A 20,427-nucleotide genomic window follows, 5' to 3' on the forward strand; every position below is an offset into this window, starting at 1 on the left:
TTCGTCGCCGGGGTGCGGCGGGGTGCTGCTGCGCACCGTGCGAGGTTCGTCGGCACGTGCGAGGTTGCCCGCTCGGTGCAGCGCGACAGGCTCGCACCGAGCGGGCAACCTCGCACCAAGTGGCCGAAGGCGCACGGTGCGCCCGGCTTGCGCCACCGACCGCACCGACCGCACCGCACCGCACCGCACGCAGACTGCAGAACGCCCCCGACCTGGCACGGTCGGGGGCGTTCTGCGTGGTGGTTCGGGGACGGGTCAGCGCGGACGTCCGGCACGGGCACGCATCGGGTCCATGCCCTTCGGGATCGCCGCGGCTGGGCTCTGCGTGAGCGAGTCGAGGCGGTTCGCGACGGCCAGGACCTCGTTGCGGTTGAGCGACTTCTTGAACTTGTTCATGGCACGGGGGAGCTTGTGCAGCGTGAGGGTGTCGTCGCCGTCACCGACGCTGACCACGTGGACCGCGACGTTCGGGACGATGCGCTGCACCTTGCGACGCTCTTCGTCGACCTGACGCTTCAGGTTGCCGCGCTGGCCCTCGGTGATGAGGACGACGCCGGGGCGCCCTACCGCGCGGTAGACCGCGGACTGCGAGCGACCGTGCACGGCGACGGGCATCTCGCTGGAGCGCCACTGCCGACGCAGCGAGTTGGAGAGCACCGCACCGACGGCGCCGGGCTGGCCCTCGATCTGCGAGTACGCCGCCCGCTCGGCCAGCCGGCCGAGGACGATGAGGAAGAGCAGCACGCCCATCAGGACACCGGCGACGATCCACAGGATCATCGCGAGCCAGTTCTGGCCCGGGAGCACCAGCGCCAGCACGATGCCGAGGACGACGGGGCCGACGAATGCGAGGGCGAACCACCAGACGGACGACGGGTCGGCCCGTCGGGTCATCTGGAAGACCTGGAACATCTGCTTGAGACGCCCCGGCTCCTTCGCCTTCGTGTCTGTGGAAGTGCTGCGTGCCATGCTGACAGGATACGGCCTCCGCGGTCCGGGGGAGACCGCAGTCGGTCCGGCTGTGCGCGAACACGCGTTGTCCACAGACCGGGCAGGACGGACAGGAGGCCCGGCTCGCCTCCGCCACGCTCGTCACCATGGACCCGAGCACCGACCAGAGCGTCGACGACGCCCGCAGCGACCGTTGGGTCGCGCCGGCCGACGACGCTGCCGTGGCGGCCTGGACCGCGGACCGGTGCGCCACCGGACACCGGCACCTGGTGCCCGTCGAGGCGGTGGGCCGGACCGGGGCCGGCGGGCTCGTGACCCTGCTCGACCGCCCACGCGGCACGCCGCTCCCGGTGGCGCTGGACCGTCTCGGCACCCCGACGACCGGGGTCGCGGTGACCCTCTGCGTGCCGCTGCTCGAGCTCCTCGTCGCGGCCGTGGACGGCGCGGTGCGGCTCGGCGTCGCCGGGATCGACGACGTCCTGGTGGACGACGCGGGCGCCGTGGTGCTGTGCGATCGCCCGGCTGGAGCCGTCCGCGACGGCACGGAGCTGCCCGGTGACGATGCTGCACGGGTCCTCGTACTCGCTGCCCGGGTCGTCTGGGACCGTGTCGACCCGCGCGATCCGAGTCGCGACGAGGTGGACGCTGCGCTGCTCGCGGCGCTCGACGGCGACCGCAGCACCGTGTGCGCGGCGCTCGACGCGGTCCGGGGTGCGGCGCCTCCGCGGCCGTTCCGGTGGGCCCCGCCGCCGGCTGACCTGGTGTTCGTCGAGGCAGACCCGCCGGTCGACACGACGGGCCCGGCGGCTCGACTGCGCGAGGTCGTCGAGCGCGGCATCCCGCTCGGTGCTGGTCGGCGGTTGCCGCTCCGCCGCGCCGTGGTCGGTGTCGTCGTCGCGATCGGTACGGTCGTCGCCGCGGTGTCCGTGCTCGGTGCCGGAACGGACGCCGGGACCGGTGCGGGTGGTGGTGGCTGACGCGCCCGGACGCCCCCCCGGACGCCGACGAACCGGAGCGGGAACGGGAACGGCCCCGGCTCCCCACGAGGGGGACCGGGGCCGTCGGCCGTGGTGCTGGGGTCAGTACCCGAGGTTGGGGGCGAAGTTGCCCGCTTCCAGGCGGTTCTTGACCGCGACCAGGTAGCGCGAGGCGTCCGCACCGTCGATGATCCGGTGGTCGTACGACAGCGCGAGGTAGACGAACGAACGGATCGCGATCGCTTCCTGGCCGTCGACCTTCACGACCGCGGGACGCTTCGTGACGATGCCGGTCCCGAGGATCGCCGACTGCGGCAGGAACACCACGGGGGTGTCGAACAGCGCGCCACGCGAACCGGTGTTCGTCAGCGTGAACGTACCGCCGGCGAGCTCGTCGGGCTTGAGCTGGTTGTTCCGGGTGCGCTCCGCCAGGTCCGCGATGGACTTCGAGAACTGCGCCAGGTCGAGCGAGGCTGCGTCCTTGATGACCGGGGTCAGCAGGCCGCGCTCGGTGTCCACCGCGATGGAGACGTTCTCGGACTCCGGGTAGACGATCTCGTCGCCCTCCACGGTCGAGTTGATCTTCGGGTGGGCCTTGAGCGCCTCGGACGCCGCCAGGGCGAAGAACGGCATGAACGAGAGCTTCGAACCGGTCTTCTCGAGGAACTCCGCCTTGTGGGCGTCGCGGAACTGCGCCACCTTCGTGACGTCCACCTCGACGACGCTCGTGAGCTGTGCGGTCGAGGTCATCGACTGCACGGCGCGCTCGGCCACGACCTTGCGCAGGCGGGTCATCTTCTCGCGGGTGCCGCGCAGCGGCGAGACCTCGGCGACGAACGGACCGGACGCGGCGGCGGGTGCAGCTGCACCACCGGCGGCCGGGGCCTTCGCGACGGCCGCGAGCACGTCCTCCTTGCGGATGCGCCCGCCGACACCGGAACCGGTGACGGTGGACAGGTCGACGCCCTGCTCGTTCGCGAGCTTGCGGACGAGCGGCGTGACGTAGCCGGAGGCTGCGCCGTCCTGCGTCGGGTTCGGCACCGCGGCGGCAGTGGTCGCGCTCGGCGCGGCCGGTGCGGCAGCGGCCGGCGCCGGGACGGCGGCCGGGGGTGTGGCGGCGGGCGGCGGGACCGGAGCGGCCTGCGGGACCGGAGCGGCTGCGGGCGGTGCCGACGGGGCCTGCGGGGCCGCGGGCTGCGTCTGTCCGGCGGGGGCCGGCTCGGGCTCGGTGGGCTCCGGGGCGGGGGTCTCGGACTCCTGCTCGGTGCTCGGCTCGGCCTCGGGGGCCTCTGCCTCGGCAGCGGCTTCGTTCGAGGACTCGTCGGACGAACCGGAGTCGGAGGAACCGGAGTCGGACGAGCCGTCGCCGATCTTCACCAGCGCGGTGCCGACCTCGACGGTCTCGTCCTCCTGCACGAGGATCTCCTCGATGACGCCGGCGACGGGCGACGGGATCTCGGTGTCGACCTTGTCGGTCGAGACCTCGAGCAGCGGCTCGTCGACCTCGACCCGGTCACCGACGTTCTTCAGCCATCGGGTCACCGTGCCCTCGGTGACGCTCTCGCCGAGCGCCGGGAGGCTGACGGATTCGCTCATCGGGTGGACTCCTCTTCGCGGGGGGTTGCAGTTGTTGTGGATGTCATTGTCACAGGGCGCGGACTCGTGCGGGTCACAGCGCGTGCAGCGGCTTGCCCGCGAGGTGCATGAACGCCTCGCCCAGGGCCTCGTTCTGCGTCGGGTGCGCGTGCACGAGCGGAGCGATGTCCTCCGGGTACGCCTCCCAGTTCACGGCGAGCTGGGCTTCACCGATGAGCTCGCCGACGCGGGCGCCGATCATGCTCACGCCGACGATGGGGCCGTCGACGACGCGGACGACCTTGACCGAACCGGACGTGCCGATGATGTGGCTCTTGCCGTTGCCGGCCAGGTTGTACTCGTACGAGTCCACCTTGTCGGCGCCGTACTCGGCCTCGGCCTTGGCCTGCGACAGGCCGACGGAGGCGACCTCGGGGTCGGAGTACGTGATCTTCGGGATGTTCTTGTCCTCGATGATCACCGGGTTCAGGCCGGCGATCTCCTCGGCGACGAAGATGCCCTGCTGGAAGCCGCGGTGCGCGAGCTGCAGGCCGGGGACGATGTCGCCGACCGCGTAGACGTTCGGCAGGTTGGTGGCGAGGCGCTCGTTCGTGGTGACGAAGCCGCGGTCCATGGCGACGCCGACCTCGTCGAAACCGACGTTCTGCGTGACCGGGCCACGACCGACGGCGACCAGCAGGACGTCGCCGTCGAAGGTCTTGCCGTCCTCCAGCGTCACGACGACGCCGTTCTCGTGCTGCTCGACGCCCTGGAACCGGACACCGAGCGAGAACTCGATGCCGCGCTTGCGGAAGGCACGCTCGAGCTGCTTCGACATCGACTCGTCCTCAGCGGGGACGAGGTGGGGGAGCGCCTCGACGATCGTGACCTCGGCGCCGAAGGACTTCCAGACGCTGGCGAACTCGACGCCGATGACGCCGCCGCCCAGGATGACGACCTTGTTCGGCACGTAGTCCATGCGCAGTGCGGTCTCGGAGGTGATGACGCGGCCGCCGATCTCGAGCCCGGGCAGGGACTTCGAGTAGGAGCCGGTCGCGAGCACGACGTTCTTGCCGACGATGTTCTGGTCGCCGACCTGCACGGTGTTCTGCGAGGTGAGTCGACCCCAGCCCTCGACGACGGTGATGCCGCGGGCCTTGATGAGGCCCTGCAGGCCCTTGTACTTCGAGGTGATGACGCCCTGCTGGTACTCGATGACCTTCGGGACCTCGACACCGGCGAACTCCGCGATCACGCCGTACTTCTCGGCGTCACGCGTCGCGTCGGCGACCTCGGCCGCGTGCAGCAGCGCCTTGGTGGGGATGCAGCCACGGTGCAGGCACGTCCCTCCGAGCTTGTCGCCCTCGATGAGCGCGACGCTCATGCCGAGTTCGGCGGCCCGGAGCGCAGCGGCGTAGCCACCGCTCCCGCCACCGAGGACCACGACGTCGTAAGTCTGTTCCGTCACCTGGTGCAACTCCCTCGTGCGTGTCGGGCCGATCGGGCCCTACGTGGACACCGCGGGGGCGGCGTCCGACGGTCGGACCGCGTGGTTCCGGTCCCGTCCCGTGCAGTACCGGTGGGAGGCGCGTCGATGCCCCGTCCCACCGGTACCAAACCTACTACTCGGACTGGAGGTCTTCTGCGAGCGCGATGAGCGTCCGGACCATCACACCCGTCGCGCCCTTGCCGAGCCACCCGTAGCCGCCGCCCTTGTGCTCGGACGGACCGGCGATGTCGAGGTGCGCCCACGGGATGCCCTCGTCGACGAAGCGCTCCAGGAACTTGCCGGCGAGCAGCATGCCGCCGGCCGGGTTGCCGACCGTGGCGTTGACCATGTCGGCGACGTCGCTGGCGAGCCGGGCGTCGAGTTCCTCGGGCAGGGGCATCGGCCAGATCGGCTCCGACACGCCCTCGGCCACGGCACGGAGCTTCGCGACGAGGTCGTCGCTGCCCATCAGGCCGGTGGTGCGGTCACCGAGCGCGACGACCTGCGCGCCGGTCAGGGTGGCCACGTCGACGATGGCGTCGGGCGTCTCGAGCGAGGCGGCGGCCATGCCGTCGCCGAGCACCAGGCGGCCCTCGGCGTCGGTGTTCGTGACCTCGACGGTCTTGCCGTTCTTGAGGGTGAGGACGTCACCCGGGCGGGTCGCCGTGCCCGACGGCATGTTCTCGGCGAGTGCGAGCCAGGCCGTGACGCGCACGTCGAGGCCCAGGCGTGCGGCGGCGACGGTCGCGGCGAGCACCGTGGCGGCGCCGGTCATGTCGGTCTTCATGCCGAGCATCGACGCCGCCGGCTTGAGCGAGAGCCCGCCCGAGTCGAACGTGATGCCCTTGCCGACGAGGGCGAGGTGCTTCGTGGCGGACTCCGGTGCGTAGCGGACGACGACCAGGCGCGGGGGACGCGCCGAACCACGCCCGACCCCGAGGATGCCGCCGAAGCCCTGCTCCTCGAGTGCCTGCTCGTCGAGGACCTCGACGGTGAGCGGGAGGTCCGAGGCGAGCGCGGTCGCCACGTCGGCGACGTCCTGTGGTCCCAGGTCGCCCGCTGCGGTGTTCACGAGGTCGCGGACCAGCGAGGCGGCGTCGGCCACGATCGCCGGACGGACCGCGGCGTCCGTCGCGGCGGACGGCGCGAGGACCGTCACGCGCTGGTCGCCACGCGTCGGCCCGGTCGTGCCGGCACCCTTGTGCCGCGTGAAGGCGTAGGCGCCGAGCGCGGCGCCTTCGAGCGCTGCCTCGACGAGTGCGTCGGTGTCGGTCGGCAGCGCGAGGGCGATCGACGCGGCGTGCGGCAGCTGGCGGACGGCACTGCCGGCGGCCGAGCGGTACGCGGCGGCGTCGGTCCCGGTGCCGAGCCCGATGAGCGCGATGCTCGCGGCGTCGACGCCGACGGCCGGGATGCGCACGAGCTGGTCCTTGGCGCCCGTCGCGCCGATCGCCGCGAGGTCGAGGTCGTCGAGCGCGGAGAACGGTGTCGTGGCCGGCTGGGCGATCGTCGCGGGGGCACCGTCGGCACCGGGCCGGACACCGACCACGAGGACGTCGGCGGAGATCGAGGAGGGGGCGGAGGAGTCGGTGGAGAGCGTCGGTCGGACCATGCTCCAACCCTATCCACGCACTGTTCGCTGTCGGCGTGGCCGTCCCGCGCGGGGGCGTCGGTGGCCCCGCCTAGCATGGGGACGGTGAACCACCCCGAGGAGCTCTACACGTTCGACGAGGCCGCCCCGACCGTCCCGGCCGGGCTGCACCTGGTCGCCGGGCTCACCGGCTTCGCGGACGCCGGTTCGGCCGTTGCCCAGGTGACGGCGTCGGTGCTCGACGACCTCGACACGCAGCTCGTCGCCGAGTTCGACCCCGACGTGCTGCTCGACTGGCGTGCTCGCCGGCCCGTCATCACCTTCGAGCACGACCACATCGCCGCCGTCGAGCCGCCCCGGCTGGCGCTGCACCTCGTGCGCGACGAGATCGGCCAGCCGTTCCTGTTCCTGTCCGGCTACGAGCCGGACTTCCAGTGGAACCGGTTCGTGGACGCCGTCACCGGCCTCGCCGCCCGGCTCCAGGTCGCGGACACCACCTGGGTGCAGTCGATCCCGATGCCGGTCCCGCACACCCGCCCGATCAGCCTGACCGTCTCCGGCACCCGCGCCGACCTCGTCGAGCAGATGAGCGTCTGGAAGCCCGAGACCCAGGCGCCGGCGAACGTCCTGCACCTCGTCGAGCACCGGCTCGCATCCACCGGCGCGCAGGTCACCGGGCTCGTCCTGCTCGTCCCGCACTACCTGTCGGACACCGAGTTCCCGGACGCGGCCGTCGCGGCCCTGTCCGGCATCGCCGCGGCCACGGGCCTCATCTTCCCGACGGACGCCCTGCGCGAGGCGGGTCGCGAGTTCCTCACCCGGGTCGAGGAGCAGGTCGCCGGCAACGCCGAACTGCAGCGACTCGTCGGTGTGCTCGAGGAGCGCCACGACACGTACATGGAGGGCAACCCGGTCGCGTCGCCGCTCACGGACGTCGACGGCGAGGTGCCGACCGCGGACGCGATCGCGGCCGAGCTCGAGCGCTTCCTGGCGGATCGTCGCACCCAGGGTGACGGCGGCGAGTAGCCGGGTCGGGCCCTGAACGGTCCGGAACGGCGGCCTGGAGGCCCGGGGCGGGCCCGCACCGTCCCTCCCGTCGGTCGTCCGGTCGCGACCAGGACGTCATTTGCGTCGGCGACACACGTCGCGTATCCGGCTCCGCCGGATCGGTAGCCTGTCGGGGTGAACTCCCGTCGCGCCTACCTGATCTGGGGCATCGCGGTGCTCGCCTACGTCCTGGCGGTCGTGCAGCGGTCCTCGCTCGGGGTGTCCGGAGTGGACGCGCAGGACCGGTTCGCCGTCTCGGCGGCGGTGTTGTCCACGCTCGCGGTCGTGCAGATCGCCGTGTACGCCGGACTCCAGATCCCGGTGGGCGTCGCGCTCGACCGGGTGGGGCCGCGCAAGCTCGTCCTGCTCGGCGCCGCGCTGCTCGTGGTCGGCCAGGCCGTCGTGGCCTTCTCGCCGACGATCGGCCCGGCGATCGCGGGCCGGGTGCTCGTGGGTGCCGGCGACGCGATGACCTTCATCTCGGTGATCCGCCTGGTGCCGATGTGGTTCAGCGGCCGGATCCTGCCGCAGATCTCGCAGTGGACGGGCAACCTCGGGCAGATCGGCCAGATCCTGTCGGCGTTCCCGTTCGCGGTGCTCCTGCACGCAGCGGGGTGGACGCCCGCGTTCGGGGTCGCCGCCGCCGCGAGTGCCGTCGGGCTCGTCCTGGCGTTCGTCTTCGTCCGCAACGGCCCCGTGGTCGTGCGGACCGGAACGATCCCGCTGCCGCACTCGTGGGGCGCCGCGTTCCGGACGTTCGGGCACGCGTTGCGTCGGCCGGGCACGCAGCTCGGGTTCTGGTCCCACTACGTGACGCAGTCGTCCGGCACGGTGTTCTCGCTGCTGTGGGGCGTCCCGATGCTCCGCGGGCTCGGGTACAGCCCCGCCGAGGCCGCCGGCTTCCTGACGATCATCGTCGCGGTGGGCTTCGTCGCCGGGCCGGTGCTCGGGCTGCTGTGCGCGCGGTTCCCGATGCGCCGCTCGAACCTCGTGCTCGGCGTGGTCGTGCTGCTCGCCGTGGTGTGGACCGCGATCCTGCTCTGGCCCGGCCACCCGCCGACCTGGCTGCTCGTGCTCCTCGTCGTGGCGATGGGCATCGGCGGCCCCGGTTCGCTGATCGGGTTCGACTTCGCCCGGACGTTCAATCCCGTCGGTTCCCTCGGGTCCGCGAACGGGGTCGTCAACGTCGGGGGCTTCCTGGCGGCCTTCGTGATGATGTACCTGATCGGGCTGCTGCTCGACGTGATGTCCCGCGTCACCGGTGAGACCGTGTTCGCCTGGGACAACTTCCGCGTGGCCCTCACGGTGCAGTACCTGGTGGTCGGGTTCGGTGTCGCGATGCTCCTGCACGCCCGGCACCGCACGCGCCGGGTGCTCCACACGGAAGAGGGAATACGCGTCGGACCGCTCTGGGTTGCACTCGTTGCGCGCCTGCGGAAGCGGCACGTGCAATAATGATCACGGACCCACTCAGGACCCCCATCCTGTCGGAGCACTTCGGAGCGCCGATCAACCCGGGGGACTTGACATGGGTCTTAGTGCTGCCCGGAACGGTAGGACTCGACGACGCGGGGGACTGCGGCTCGGGCCCTGGGCGGCGAGGGAGGCCACGACCCCACGAACGTGGCACGACGAGAGAGGTGATCGCATGGCTGCCCGGAGCACGACGATCGATCCCACGAAGGACACTCAGCCCGAAGGTGCTGTGGCAGAGGACGCCACGGACACCGAGGGAACCGCCGCGCCGAAGAAGCGCGCCACCAAGGCCCCCGCCAAGAAGGCCCCGGCCAAGAAGGCCGCCCCGAAGGCGAAGAAGGTCGACCCCGTCGACGAGGCGAACGAAGCCACCGACGAGCCGACCGAGGACGTCGAGGACACCGACGACAAGGCGATCAAGCCCGACGCCGCTGCTGCGGTCGCCGCTGGCGCGCTCGTCATCTCGCAGACCGACGACGACGAAGCCCCGGTCTACTCGACGACCATCACGGGTGCGACCGCCGACCCGGTGAAGGACTACCTCAAGCAGATCGGCAAGGTCGCCCTGCTCAACGCCGAGCAGGAGGTCGAGCTCGCGATGCGCATCGAGGCCGGCCTGTTCGCCGAGGACAAGCTGCAGCACTCGACCGGGCTGACCAAGCCGGCCGAGCGTGAGCTGCGCTGGGTCGCCCGCGACGGTCAGCGCGCCAAGTCGCACCTGCTCGGCGCGAACCTCCGCCTCGTGGTGTCGCTCGCCAAGCGCTACACCGGCCGTGGCATGCAGTTCCTGGACCTCATCCAGGAGGGCAACCTGGGCCTGATCCGTGCGGTCGAGAAGTTCGACTACACCAAGGGCTTCAAGTTCTCGACCTACGCGACGTGGTGGATCCGCCAGGCGATCACCCGCGCCATGGCCGACCAGGCCCGCACCATCCGCATCCCGGTGCACATGGTCGAGGTCATCAACAAGCTCGCTCGTGTCCAGCGCCAGATGCTGCAGGACCTCGGTCGCGAACCCACTCCGGAAGAGCTCGCCCGCGAGCTCGACATGACCCCGGAGAAGGTCGTCGAGGTGCAGAAGTACGGCCGCGAGCCGATCTCCCTGCACACGCCCCTGGGCGAGGACGGCGACTCCGAGTTCGGTGACCTCATCGAGGACACCGAGGCGGTCGTACCGGCCGACGCGGTGGGCTTCACCATGCTGCAGAAGCAGCTCGAGAGCCTGCTCGACTCCCTGTCCGAGCGTGAAGCGGGCGTCATCCGCATGCGCTTCGGCCTCGGTGACGGCCAGCCGAAGACCCTCGACCAGATCGGTGACACGTTCGGCGTGACGCGTGAGCGCATCCGTCAGATCGAGTCCAAGACGATGGCGAAGCTCCGCCACCCGTCGCGGTCGCAGTCGCTGCGCGACTACCTCGAGTAGGCCGATGCGGTTCTTCATCCCGATCCTGATCGGGCGGATCCTCCGTGCCCTCGCGCGAGCGCGGGGCGGGGGATCCGCGTACCCCGGTTTCATCGTGCTCAAGCTCGTGCCGGACTTCCTGCAGCACGTGACGAAGCAGTTCCCGAACGGCGTCGTCTTCGTGCTCGGCTCGAACGGCAAGTCGACGACCACGCACATGATCTCGGACATCGTCCGGGCGCACGGGCTCCGCGTGTTCACGAATCCGTCCGGGGCGAACCTGCCGCAGGGCATCGCGTCGGCGTTGCTGTCCGAGGTGTCGCTGACCGGTCGCCTGAAGGCGGACATCGGCATCCTCGAGGTCGACGAGGCCTTCGCGGTCGAGCTCGCCGGCATCCTGTCGCCGTCCACGGTGACGATGCTCAACGTGCAGGTCGACCAGCTGTACCGGTTCTTCGAGACCGAGCGCGTCGCCGACATGATGCTCGACACCGCGGCACTGTCCACGGCGAACGTCATCACGAACCGTGACGACCAGTTCCTCGACGCCTACGTGGCGCGCACCGGCCAGCGGGTGCTGCGCTTCGGTGCGAGCGCCGAGGTCGTCGCCGCCGCACCGAACGGCCTGCAGAACGCCGACGACTTCGACCGGCAGGACGCCCAGCCGAACGTCGCCGAATCAGAGGTCGTCGTGAACACCGGTGACGGTGCGACGATCCGCTTCGACGGTGCTGACATCGCGGTGCGCCTGCCCGCACGCGGCCTGCACTACGCGGTCGACGCTGCTGCTGCCACCGCCACGGCCAGCGCGGCACTCGGCACGCAGTTCCGCGCCGACGCCGTCACGAAGGCCTTCGGCACGATGAAGCCGGCGTACGGCCGCGGGGAACGACTCCCGATCGCCGGCGAGTCCGCCGAGTTCACGATGTTCAAGAACGCCGCGAGCCTCCAGCTCAACCTCGACGCCCTGCCGGACCGCCCCGAGCAGGTCCTCATGGCGATCGACGAGGGAACGCCGGACATCTCGTGGATCTACGACATCGACTTCTCGAAGCTCGACCACGTCGACGTCGTCTCCGGTGACAAGGCCTGGCAGATCGCGATCGCCCTCGAGCACGCCGGTGTCCGCATCGGCCGGGTCGACCCCGACGTCGAGGCCGCGATCAAGCACATGGAGCAGCTCGGGTCGACGACCAGCGGGACGAAGAACTTCATCGTCAACTACGAGATCATGATGATCGCCCGCAAGGCCCTCGGCCATCCGGACATGGAGAAGACCGCATGACGGCCGACCGGCTGACCATCCTGCACGTCTACCCCCGGCAGATGGGCGTCTCGGGGGACCGCGGCAACGTCGCGGCCCTCGTCCGCCGTGCCGCCGCAGCCGGCCTCGACACCGAGGTGCTCGGGTACGCGCCCGGCGACGACCTGCCCGCCGCGGCCGACGTCGTGGTCATCGGCAACGGACCGCTCAGCGCGATGCGTTCGCTCGGTGCCGACGTCGCCCGCATCGCCGCTCCGCTCCGTTCGTTCGCGAGTGACGGCGTGCCGGTCATCGCCGTCGGCGGCGGGTTCGACCTGGCGACGAACGAGGTCGTACCCACCGAGGGTGCTCCGCTCGCAGGGTTCGGCGTGTTCGACGCACGAGCCGTCCGCGGTGCCGAACGTCGGGTCAACTACTTCGTCCTCGAGACCCGGTACCCGCTGCTCCCCGGTGCGCCGAAGCGTCTCGCCGGCTTCGAGGACCACGCCACCACGATCGAGCTCGCGGCCGGGGTGACCCCCTTCGCCGACGTCGTGTCCGGCGGGGGCAACCAGGCGGGAGCCCCGGTCGAGGGTGCGATCGTCGGCACGTCGTTCGGCACGCACACGCAGGGGCCGATCCTGCCGCTCAACCCGCAGCTGACCGACGGTGTCCTCGCCGCAGCCGCCGCACGGCTGGGCCGCGAGTACGCGACGGACCCGGAGCAGACGGCGACCATCGACCGCTACGCCCGCGAAGCGCGCGCGACCGTCGACCGCTACGTCGACAAGGCGTTCAAGCGCATCGCGTGACGCTCACGAAGGCCGGGCCCTGACGGGACCCGGCCTTCGTCGTCTCCGCGCGTTCTGAGACGGGCAACAGACAGACGGGAGGCCCGGTGCCAGCTGGCACCGGGCCTCCCGTCTTGCTGTGCTCGCGCCTTCGCGCGTTACTTCGACTCGTAGAGTCGGCTGCTCTCGTCGTGCCACTCGATGGCGGTCGCCGCGAGCTTGTCCTTGAACTCGGCGCCGTGGTGCGCGCAGAAGAAGAGCTCGCCGCTCGACATGGTGGCTCGGATGTAGGCCTGCGCTCCGCAGCTGTCGCAACGGTCGGCGGCGGTCAGCTGGTGGTTGCTGACTTCGTCGATGGAGGGGTCCTGCACGGTCTGGGTCATTGCTGTGCTCCTCACGGATCGCAGGTGGTGCCGGGTGGTTGCACCATTTCAACACGTGATGCCTGAGAACGATGCATTGTGCAGCGCTGTTTCGCTGAGCGCGGATCGGTTGTCCCCAGTGCGAGTGTCCACGCCGAGGGTGTCGGTGCCGCTCGGTAGCATCGGACGGTGAGCTCCGACTACTCCGCACGCCATCTCTCCGTCCTCGAAGGGCTCGAGGCGGTCCGGAAGCGTCCGGGGATGTACATCGGCTCGACCGACTCCCGCGGCCTCATGCACTGCCTGTGGGAGATCATCGACAACTCCGTCGACGAAGCCCTGGCGGGGCACGGCGACGAGATCGGCGTCGTGCTGCACGCCGACGGTTCGGTCGAGGTCCGCGACACCGCTCGTGGCATCCCGGTGGACGTCGAACCGAAGACCGGTCTGACCGGGGTCGAGGTCGTGTTCACCAAGCTGCACGCCGGTGGCAAGTTCGGCTCCGGCTCCTACGCGGCCTCCGGTGGTCTGCACGGCGTCGGTGCCTCGGTGGTCAACGCGCTGTCCGAGCGCCTCGACGTCGAGGTCGACCGCGGCGGCAAGACCTACGCCATGTCGTTCCACCGCGGCGAGCCCGGCACGTTCGACGACGGCAAGGGCATCGGTCCGGACGCCCCGTTCAGCCCCTTCACCTCGGGCAGCGAGCTCCGGGTGGTCGGCAAGGTGAAGAAGGGCGTCACGGGTTCCCGGATCCGGTACTGGGCGGACCGGCAGATCTTCACCGCCGATGCGCGGTTCAGCACCGACGACCTGGTCACCCGGGCACGGCAGACGGCGTTCCTGGTGCCCGGACTCGGCATCACGATCACCGACGAGCGCGTGTCCTCGATCGAGGCCGCAGCTGCGCGTGCCGAGGCGACGGGGACCTCCGTCGAGGCCGGCCCGGTCGTCGAGCGCTTCCGCTACGAGGGCGGCATCGGCGAGTTCGTCGAGCACCTCGCGGCCGACACCGCCGTCACCGACGTCTGGCGCGTGCAGGGCATAGGGACCTTCACCGAGACCGTCCCGATGCTCGACGACAAGGGCCACATGGTGTCCACGTCGGTCGAGCGCTCCTGCGAGGTGGACCTCGCGCTGCGGTGGGGCGACGGCTACGAGACGGTGTTCCGCAGCTTCGTCAACATCATCGCCACGCCGAAGGGCGGCACGCACCAGGCCGGCTTCGAATCCGGTCTGGTCAAGGCCGTCCGTGCGCAGGTCGAGGCGAACGCCCGCAAGCTCAAGGTCGGACAGGACAAGCTCGACAAGGACGACGTGCTCGCCGGCATGACCGCCGTGCTGACCGTCCGGCTGCCCGAGCCGCAGTTCGAGGGGCAGACGAAGGAGATCCTCGGCACGCCGGCGGTCCGCAAGATCGTCGACCAGGTCGTGTCGAAGCGCATCACCGAGATCCTGACGTCGACGCAACGCACCGAGAAGGCCCAGGCCGCGACCCTGCTCGAGAAGGTCGTCGCGGAGATGAAGACCCGCATCTCGGCCCGCGCCCACAAGGAGACGCAGCGCCGGAAGAACGCGCTCGAGAACTCCTCGTTGCCGACGAAGCTCGCGGACTGCCGGTCGCAGGAGACCGAGGGCACCGAGCTCTTCATCGTCGAGGGCGACTCGGCCCTGGGGACCGCGAAGCTCGCCCGCAACAGCGAGTACCAGGCGCTGCTGCCGATCCGCGGCAAGATCCTCAACGTGCAGAAGGCGTCCGTGTCGGACATGCTGTCGAACGTCGAGTGCGCGTCGATCATCCAGGTCATCGGTGCCGGCTCCGGCCGGACGTTCGAGATCGACCAGGCGCGCTACGGCAAGGTCATCATCATGTCGGACGCCGACGTCGACGGTGCCCACATCCGCACGCTGCTGCTCACCCTGTTCTTCCGCTACATGCGACCGATGATCGAGCAGGGCCGGGTGTTCGCCGCCGTGCCGCCGCTGCACCGGGTGGTCGTGGTGAACCGCGGCAAGCCGAACGACACGCTGTACACGTACTCCGAGCAGGAACTGCAGACCGTGCTGAAGAAGCTCGAGAAGGCCGGCAAGAAGTACCAGGAGCCGATCCAGCGGTACAAGGGCCTGGGCGAGATGGATGCCGACCAGCTCGCCGAGACCACCATGGACCGCGCGCACCGGACCCTGCGGCGGGTGAACATCACGCACGCCGAGAGCGCGGCGAAGGTGTTCGAGCTGCTGATGGGCAACGACGTGGCCCCGCGCAAGGAGTTCATCCTGGCCGGCGAGGGTCTGGACCGCGACCGCATCGACGCGTAGCCGCGCGGCGGCGCTGGCCGCGCTGTGCGTTCTCACGCGCTGAGCGACAGTTCACGCGGCTGCCGGCGCGCCAACTGTCGCTCAGCGCGAAAGTCCGCGCGCGTGCTCGACGGAGGCCCGTGGTGGGGCTGCCCCGCGCCTCCAGGCTGGCGGGGCGTGCGATCTCACGCGGTCAGCGACAGTTCACGCGGCCATCGGCCCGTGAACTGTCGCTGGGCGCGAAAGCGCGCGCCGCGCGCCCGCGCCCCGGAGCCGCGCGCTACGCGTCGCCAGCGGTGCCGTCGAGCGCCGCAGCACTGCCACCGATCGAGCCGATGACCGCCTCGAGCGGCGCCCCCGACCCGTCACGCTTCGACAGCCAGTCGGGCAGGGTCCGCGCGGCGCCGTCCGTACCGACCGCGTGCGGGGGAGCGATGCCCGCCCAGCCCACGGTGAGCCCGTCCTCGCCCTTCAGGAACGCGTGCGCCCGGACACCCTGGGTCGCCCGGCCCTTGGCGGGGAACTCGGACAGGGCGGAGACCTTGGCGCGACCGGAGTCGGTGCCCGGAAGCGCCGTGGAGGTCGTGGACACCGTGGCGACCACGGCGTCGTCGGACCGGGCGACGGACCCGAACCAGATCACCGAGGACCCGGACGCCAGCGCCATGCCCGCGACACCGCCGGCCGGCAGCCCCTGGGCACGGACGCCGGACGCGGGGAAGCGCAGGAGCTGGGCGTTCGAGCTGATGAACACCAGGTCGTCGGACTCGGGTGCCTGGGCAGCGCCGACCACCGCATCGCCGGGCTTCAGGCCGATGGCGACGAACTCGGGCTTGTCGGGCCAGGCTCCGGGGACGACGCGCTTCACGACGCCCTGCGCGGTACCGATGGCGAGGGAGTCCGACGACGCGCCGGACAGGTCGACGAGTGCAACGACCGTCTCGCCCTTGGTGAGCACCAGGAAGTCCGTGACCCGCACGCCGGCGTCGAGGCGGACCGCGGCGGGCGGCACCGCCGGGACGTCGACGGGGGAGAGCCGCAGGACCCGCCCGGTCGAGGTCAGCGCGCCGACCTGGCCCCGGACGGTGCTCACCACGGCGGACCGGACGGCGTCGTGCTTGGAGCGCTTCGGCACGCGGACGATGCTGAGCTCCGAGGTCGGGATGTCGACGCGGATGAGCCGTCCGGTGGTCGAGAGCAGCACGCGGCACGGCGAGTCGGCGACCTGGAGGGACTCCGGGTCGACCGCGGCCTTGCGACCGCCCTTGACGGGGGCGTCGGCCTCGGTGAGCAGGGTTCGGCGCGGGGTGGCGAACTTGTCGGAGACCTCGGTGAGCTCGAGCGCGACCTGGGCACGGAGCCGTTCGTCGGACGCCAGGAGTTCCTCGAGCGCAGCGATGTCGGCGAGCAGCTGGTCGCGCTCGGCCTCGAGCTCCATGCGCGAGAACTTCGTCAGGCGTCGGAGCCGCAGTTCGAGGATGTACTCGGCCTGCACCTCGGACAGGTCGAAGACGTCGCGGAGACGGCTCCGTGCGGCTTCGGAGTCGTCCGAGGTGCGGATGACCTGGATGACCTCGTCGATGTCGAGGATCGCGATGAGCAGGCCCTCGACCAGGTGCAGCCGCTCGCGACGACGCGCGAGCCGGTACTCCGACCGCCGGGTGACGACCGACAGCCGGTGCTGCACGTAGACGTCGAGCAGCTCGCGCAGCCCGAGCGTGCGCGGGGACCCGCCGACGAGCGCGACGTTGTTGATGCCGAAGCCGTCCTCGAGCGGGGTGTGCTTGTACAGCTGCTCGAGCACCGCGGTGGGGTTGAACCCGCTCTTGATGCCGATCACGAGCCGGAGCCCGTGGTTGCGGTCGGTCAGGTCGTTGACGTCCGAGATCCCGACGAGCTTCTTGGACTGGACGCCGTCCTTGATCTTCTCGATGACGCGCTCGGGGCCGACCAGGTACGGCAGCTCGGTGACGACGAGCCCGACCTTGCGCGGGGTGAGGTTCTCGACGCTCACCTTCGACCGGGTCCGGAACGTGCCGCGCCCGGTGGCGTAGGCATCGCGGACCCCGGAGAGCCCGACGATGGTGCCACCGGAGGGCAGGTCCGGCCCCGGGACGAACTCCATCAGCTCTTCGAGGGTGGCCTGCGGGTTCATCAGCAGGTGCTTCGCGGCCTCGACCACTTCGCCCAGGTTGTGCGGCGCCATGTTCGTGGCCATGCCGACCGCGATGCCCGACGCGCCGTTGACGAGCAGGTTCGGGAACGCCGCGGGCAGGACCCCGGGCTGCATGATCTGGTTGTCGTAGTTCGGGACGAAGTCGACGACGTCCTCGCCGAGGCCCTCGGTCATCGCCATCGACGGTTCGGCCAGGCGGGCCTCGGTGTACCGGGCGGCGGCGGGACCGTCGTCGAGCGACCCGAAGTTGCCGTGGCCGTCGATCAGCGGCACGCGCATCGTGAACGGCTGCGCCATCCGCACCAGCGCGTCGTAGATCGCGCCGTCGCCGTGCGGGTGCAGCTTGCCCATCACCTCGCCGGTGACGCGGGCGCTCTTGACGTGCCCGCGGTCGGGCCGCAGGCCCATCTCGGCCATCTGGTACAGGATGCGCCGCTGGACGGGCTTCAGGCCGTCGCGCGCATCGGGCAGCGCCCGCGAGTAGATGACGGAGTACGCGTACTCGAGGAAGGAGCCCTGCATCTCCTCGGAGACGTCGACGTCCTCGATGCGCTCACCGTCGGGCAGGCCGACTGCGTCCGTGCGTGCCATGGCACCTTTCTGGAAGACCGGAGTCGTCTAGGAGACTCTGTCGTCTGGGAGACTCTGTGGAATGGGAACAAGCGTACCGACGGCCCCCGACGCCGCCGCGAACCTCGCCGACGTCTTCCCGAGTTGCCTCGTGGCGCTCGGGGCTGCGGACGGCGCGTGGTCGCGTGACCACGGCCTGGAGGCCCGGATCGCCCTCCGTCCCGCCCGTTCCGCGATCGTCGTCCTGGTCGACGGCCTCGGGAGCGTCGCGCTGTCGGCTCGCGCCGGACACGCCCGCTGGCTCACGGCCGCCAAGGGGTCCGGCACCGCGAAGAAGCTACGCAGCGGGTTCCCGACCACGACAGCCGCGGCGCTGAGCACCCTGACCACCGGACGGTCGCCCGGCACGCACGGCGTCGTCGGCTACAGCGGCTGGAACCCGGACACCGGCGCCGTGATGAACCTCCTGGGCGGGTGGGACACCGAGGTCCCCGCGGACTGGTTCCTCACCGAGACGCTCTTCACCCGCGCCGCGGAGCTCGGCGTCGACCCCGTCGTCATCGGCCCCGATCGGTACCGGGCGTCGGGCATGACCGCGAACGTCCTCGGCGGCGCGCGGTACGTGTCGGCGGACACGATCCCGGAGCGCATCGACGCTGCCCTGGCCGAGACCGCCACCGGTCGGTCGCTCGTGTACCTGTACGTGCCGGAGCTCGACTCGATCGGCCACAAGTCCGGGTGGCAGTCCGCCCGGTGGACGGCGACGCTCGAGCTGCTCGACGGCGAGCTCGCCCGCCTCGATGCCCGCGGTGCGTCGGACGTGGGTGTCCTGGTCACCGCGGACCACGGAGTGCTCGACGTGCCCGACCACGCGAACATCGCCATCGACCCGCTCCTGTTGACGGACGTCGTCGGGGTGGCGGGCGATCCGCGGTGCCGCCAGCTCACGGTGGCGCCGGGCACCGACGTGCGCGGGCTGGTCGGGGCGTTCCGGGCGCGCTACGGCAAGAAGGCGTACGTCGCGAGCCGCGACGAGGCGATCGCCGCCGGGTGGTTCGGTGCGGTCTCGCCACAGGTGGTCCCGCGCATCGGCGACGTGATCGTCGTGGCACGCGGGTCGTGGGCGTTCAACGACGACCGCGCGCTGCGGGACGGCGAGGTTCCGAAGCGCATGATCGGTCAGCACGGCGCGATGACCGACGAGGAGACGTTCGTCCCGCTTCGGCTCGCCGGGGCGTTCGCGCAGTAGCAGCCGGCCGCGGGTCAGTCCGAGCTGATCAGGCCGGGTCCTCCGGGCGGGTGCCGAAGACGATCTCGTCCCAGCTCGGCATCGACCGGCGGTTGCGCTTCTTGCGCTCCGCACGGCCCTCGGCTTCGGGCGCCGATGCCGGACGGGCGTCGGCCGACGGCGGGACGGTGTCGCCCTCGGGCTCGTCCTCGAACCCCTGCAGCGGGATGTCGACGACGCTGATCGAGGTGCCGCGTGCCGGCTCGTCACGCTGTTCGCCGAACGAGGCGGCCTCGCGCTCCCCACGGCGGCGGCGGAGCGCCTCGAGCAGGTCGGCGGTCTCGTTGCCGGGTGCGCGCTCCTCGACGGCCGCCTGGCCGATGCGGGGCAGCGGTGCACGGAGCGGGGCGCGGTCGGGGACGTCGGGGTTCGTGACAGCCTCGTCCTCTTCCTCGACGCGGAAGGCGCCGGAGTCGAAGCGGGTGCCGTCGTCGTCCTGCTGCTCGTACTCCACGGCGCGCAGGCGGGGCGCGATGCCCTCGTCGTCGGTGTGCGAGAGCCGGTGCGCGTCGCCGTTGTCCGGCACGAGCGTCGAGGTCTTCGGGTCGAAGCGCCACTGGGCGTCGTGCTCGACCTCGGCCGCGGTGTAGCGGACCCGGACCTGCCAGCCGCTCTCCGGGTGCTTCCACGAGCCCCAGCTGATCGCGGTGGCCTCGCCGGCCTCGAGCTTCGCGGTGATCGCCGCGCCGAACGTGTCGGGGGCCTCGTCGTCGACCGGGGTCACCGGGACGCGGTGCGAGGCGTCGAGGACGAACGCGCGCTCGGCGAGCACCGGGCCCTCGAAGCGTCGGACGTACTCGACGTCGACGTCGAGCGCGGCCGCGACGTCGGCGGCGTCGGCGCCACCACGGATGCGTGCCTGGACGTCCTTGGGGGAGACCCGCTTCTGCGGACCGGCGTCGGGGTTGGCCTGACGGACCTGCCCCGGCAGCGAGGACGTGACGGGCAACCGGAACTCGGTACCGCCGTCGGTCGCCAGGAGGAGTGCGCCTGCCTCGACTCCGATGACTCTCACGTCTTGCATGGTCCAGCCTTCCCAGCGTCGCGTACGGTCGTGCGTCGTACCCCGTGAGTATGCAGTGGTCGCGGACGGTTTCCACGGAGGCGCACGGGCGTGCCGCGGAGTCTGCGCATCAGTGGCGACGGGTGTCGGGAATGTCCCGATCCGGTCACGGGTTGCAGCGCCGTGACGAC

At 71.1% G+C, this 20,427-nt stretch carries 15 protein-coding genes; 8 read left to right on the forward strand and 7 right to left on the reverse strand.

What is annotated here, in order from left to right; all coding sequences use genetic code 11:
• Positions 1-255: 255 nt before the first annotated feature.
• A complete protein-coding gene (locus HQQ88_RS01785) occupies positions 256-969 on the reverse strand; it encodes a DUF4191 domain-containing protein (protein WP_111087017.1) in 714 nt (237 codons plus the stop codon).
• Between the two features lie 128 nt (positions 970-1,097).
• On the opposite strand from HQQ88_RS01785, the gene HQQ88_RS01790 reads away from it, so the two are divergent.
• Positions 1,098-1,928, forward strand: coding sequence for a hypothetical protein (locus HQQ88_RS01790; RefSeq protein ID WP_173168475.1), 831 nt, complete (start codon positions 1,098-1,100; stop codon positions 1,926-1,928).
• Between the two features lie 102 nt (positions 1,929-2,030).
• Here HQQ88_RS01790 and sucB read toward each other — a convergent pair whose 3' ends face one another.
• From sucB to HQQ88_RS01805, 3 genes are all read right to left on the reverse strand, one after another.
• Positions 2,031-3,524, reverse strand: a complete 1,494-nt coding sequence (gene sucB, locus HQQ88_RS01795; protein WP_173168476.1) for a 2-oxoglutarate dehydrogenase, E2 component, dihydrolipoamide succinyltransferase — start codon at positions 3,522-3,524, stop codon at positions 2,031-2,033.
• A 73-nt stretch (positions 3,525-3,597) separates the two neighbouring features.
• Complete coding sequence (gene lpdA, locus HQQ88_RS01800) at positions 3,598-4,971, reverse strand: dihydrolipoyl dehydrogenase (RefSeq protein ID WP_173168477.1); 1,374 nt, start codon at positions 4,969-4,971, stop codon at positions 3,598-3,600.
• 154 nt (positions 4,972-5,125) lie between these two features.
• Positions 5,126-6,604 carry a leucyl aminopeptidase gene (locus HQQ88_RS01805; protein ID WP_173168478.1) on the reverse strand — a complete coding sequence of 493 codons (1,479 nt, stop codon included), beginning with the start codon at positions 6,602-6,604 and terminating at the stop codon, positions 5,126-5,128.
• A 75-nt stretch (positions 6,605-6,679) separates the two neighbouring features.
• Between HQQ88_RS01805 and HQQ88_RS01810 the strand changes: the two genes are divergently transcribed.
• The 5 genes from HQQ88_RS01810 to HQQ88_RS01830 all read left to right on the forward strand — a co-directional run bounded on the left by HQQ88_RS01810 (position 6,680) and on the right by HQQ88_RS01830 (position 12,563).
• The gene (locus tag HQQ88_RS01810; RefSeq protein WP_173168764.1) at positions 6,680-7,609 is read left to right on the forward strand and encodes a proteasome assembly chaperone family protein; all 930 of its coding nucleotides are present in this window, start codon (positions 6,680-6,682) and stop codon (positions 7,607-7,609) included.
• Positions 7,610-7,765: 156 nt separating this feature from the next.
• Positions 7,766-9,085, forward strand: coding sequence for an MFS transporter (locus tag HQQ88_RS01815; RefSeq protein ID WP_173168479.1), 1,320 nt, complete (start codon positions 7,766-7,768; stop codon positions 9,083-9,085).
• A 193-nt stretch (positions 9,086-9,278) separates the two neighbouring features.
• Positions 9,279-10,529 carry an RNA polymerase sigma factor gene (locus HQQ88_RS01820; RefSeq protein ID WP_173168480.1) on the forward strand — a complete coding sequence of 417 codons (1,251 nt, stop codon included), beginning with the start codon at positions 9,279-9,281 and terminating at the stop codon, positions 10,527-10,529.
• 4 nt (positions 10,530-10,533) lie between these two features.
• Positions 10,534-11,793 (forward strand): MurT ligase domain-containing protein, encoded by a 1,260-nt coding sequence (locus tag HQQ88_RS01825; protein ID WP_173168481.1) that lies wholly within the window; start codon positions 10,534-10,536, stop codon positions 11,791-11,793.
• Positions 11,790-12,563 (forward strand): hypothetical protein, encoded by a 774-nt coding sequence (locus tag HQQ88_RS01830; RefSeq protein WP_173168482.1) that lies wholly within the window; start codon positions 11,790-11,792, stop codon positions 12,561-12,563. The genes HQQ88_RS01825 and HQQ88_RS01830 overlap by 4 nt, the downstream gene beginning before the upstream one ends.
• Positions 12,564-12,700: 137 nt before the next feature.
• Here HQQ88_RS01830 and HQQ88_RS01835 read toward each other — a convergent pair whose 3' ends face one another.
• On the reverse strand, positions 12,701-12,925 hold the full coding sequence (locus HQQ88_RS01835) for a hypothetical protein (protein WP_071255055.1): 225 nt from the start codon (positions 12,923-12,925) through the stop codon (positions 12,701-12,703).
• Positions 12,926-13,093: 168 nt separating this feature from the next.
• Between HQQ88_RS01835 and HQQ88_RS01840 the strand changes: the two genes are divergently transcribed.
• Complete coding sequence (locus HQQ88_RS01840; RefSeq protein ID WP_173168483.1) at positions 13,094-15,220, forward strand: DNA topoisomerase IV subunit B; 2,127 nt, start codon at positions 13,094-13,096, stop codon at positions 15,218-15,220.
• Positions 15,221-15,479: 259 nt separating this feature from the next.
• Here HQQ88_RS01840 and HQQ88_RS01845 read toward each other — a convergent pair whose 3' ends face one another.
• Positions 15,480-17,966 carry a DNA topoisomerase (ATP-hydrolyzing) subunit A gene (locus HQQ88_RS01845; protein WP_123292685.1) on the reverse strand — a complete coding sequence of 829 codons (2,487 nt, stop codon included), beginning with the start codon at positions 17,964-17,966 and terminating at the stop codon, positions 15,480-15,482.
• Between the two features lie 61 nt (positions 17,967-18,027).
• Here HQQ88_RS01845 and HQQ88_RS01850 point away from each other — a divergent pair, with 61 nt between their 5' ends.
• A complete protein-coding gene (locus HQQ88_RS01850; RefSeq protein WP_173168484.1) occupies positions 18,028-19,194 on the forward strand; it encodes a nucleotide pyrophosphatase/phosphodiesterase family protein in 1,167 nt (388 codons plus the stop codon).
• A 28-nt stretch (positions 19,195-19,222) separates the two neighbouring features.
• Here HQQ88_RS01850 and sepH read toward each other — a convergent pair whose 3' ends face one another.
• Positions 19,223-20,248, reverse strand: a complete 1,026-nt coding sequence (sepH, locus tag HQQ88_RS01855) for a septation protein SepH (RefSeq protein ID WP_165901460.1) — start codon at positions 20,246-20,248, stop codon at positions 19,223-19,225.
• Between the last annotated feature and the right edge of the window lie 179 nt (positions 20,249-20,427).

Origin of the sequence: Curtobacterium sp. VKM Ac-2861 (assembly GCF_013204965.1) — a bacterium.
Taxonomy (GTDB): domain Bacteria; phylum Actinomycetota; class Actinomycetes; order Actinomycetales; family Microbacteriaceae; genus Curtobacterium.

Excerpts from the sequence above, each read along its gene's own strand:
- HQQ88_RS01785 (WP_111087017.1), bottom strand. The coding sequence starts at position 969 with ATGGCACGCAGCACTTCCACAGACACGAAGGCGAAGGAGCCGGGGCGT.
- HQQ88_RS01790 (WP_173168475.1), top strand. The coding sequence starts at position 1,098 with ATGGACCCGAGCACCGACCAGAGCGTCGACGACGCCCGCAGCGACCGT.
- sucB (WP_173168476.1), bottom strand. The coding sequence starts at position 3,524 with ATGAGCGAATCCGTCAGCCTCCCGGCGCTCGGCGAGAGCGTCACCGAG.
- HQQ88_RS01805 (WP_173168478.1), bottom strand. The coding sequence starts at position 6,604 with ATGGTCCGACCGACGCTCTCCACCGACTCCTCCGCCCCCTCCTCGATC.
- HQQ88_RS01810 (WP_173168764.1), top strand. The coding sequence starts at position 6,680 with ATGGGGACGGTGAACCACCCCGAGGAGCTCTACACGTTCGACGAGGCC.
- HQQ88_RS01820 (WP_173168480.1), top strand. The coding sequence starts at position 9,279 with ATGGCTGCCCGGAGCACGACGATCGATCCCACGAAGGACACTCAGCCC.
- HQQ88_RS01825 (WP_173168481.1), top strand. The coding sequence starts at position 10,534 with ATGCGGTTCTTCATCCCGATCCTGATCGGGCGGATCCTCCGTGCCCTC.
- HQQ88_RS01830 (WP_173168482.1), top strand. The coding sequence starts at position 11,790 with ATGACGGCCGACCGGCTGACCATCCTGCACGTCTACCCCCGGCAGATG.
- HQQ88_RS01835 (WP_071255055.1), bottom strand. The coding sequence starts at position 12,925 with ATGACCCAGACCGTGCAGGACCCCTCCATCGACGAAGTCAGCAACCAC.
- HQQ88_RS01845 (WP_123292685.1), bottom strand. The coding sequence starts at position 17,966 with ATGGCACGCACGGACGCAGTCGGCCTGCCCGACGGTGAGCGCATCGAG.
- HQQ88_RS01850 (WP_173168484.1), top strand. The coding sequence starts at position 18,028 with ATGGGAACAAGCGTACCGACGGCCCCCGACGCCGCCGCGAACCTCGCC.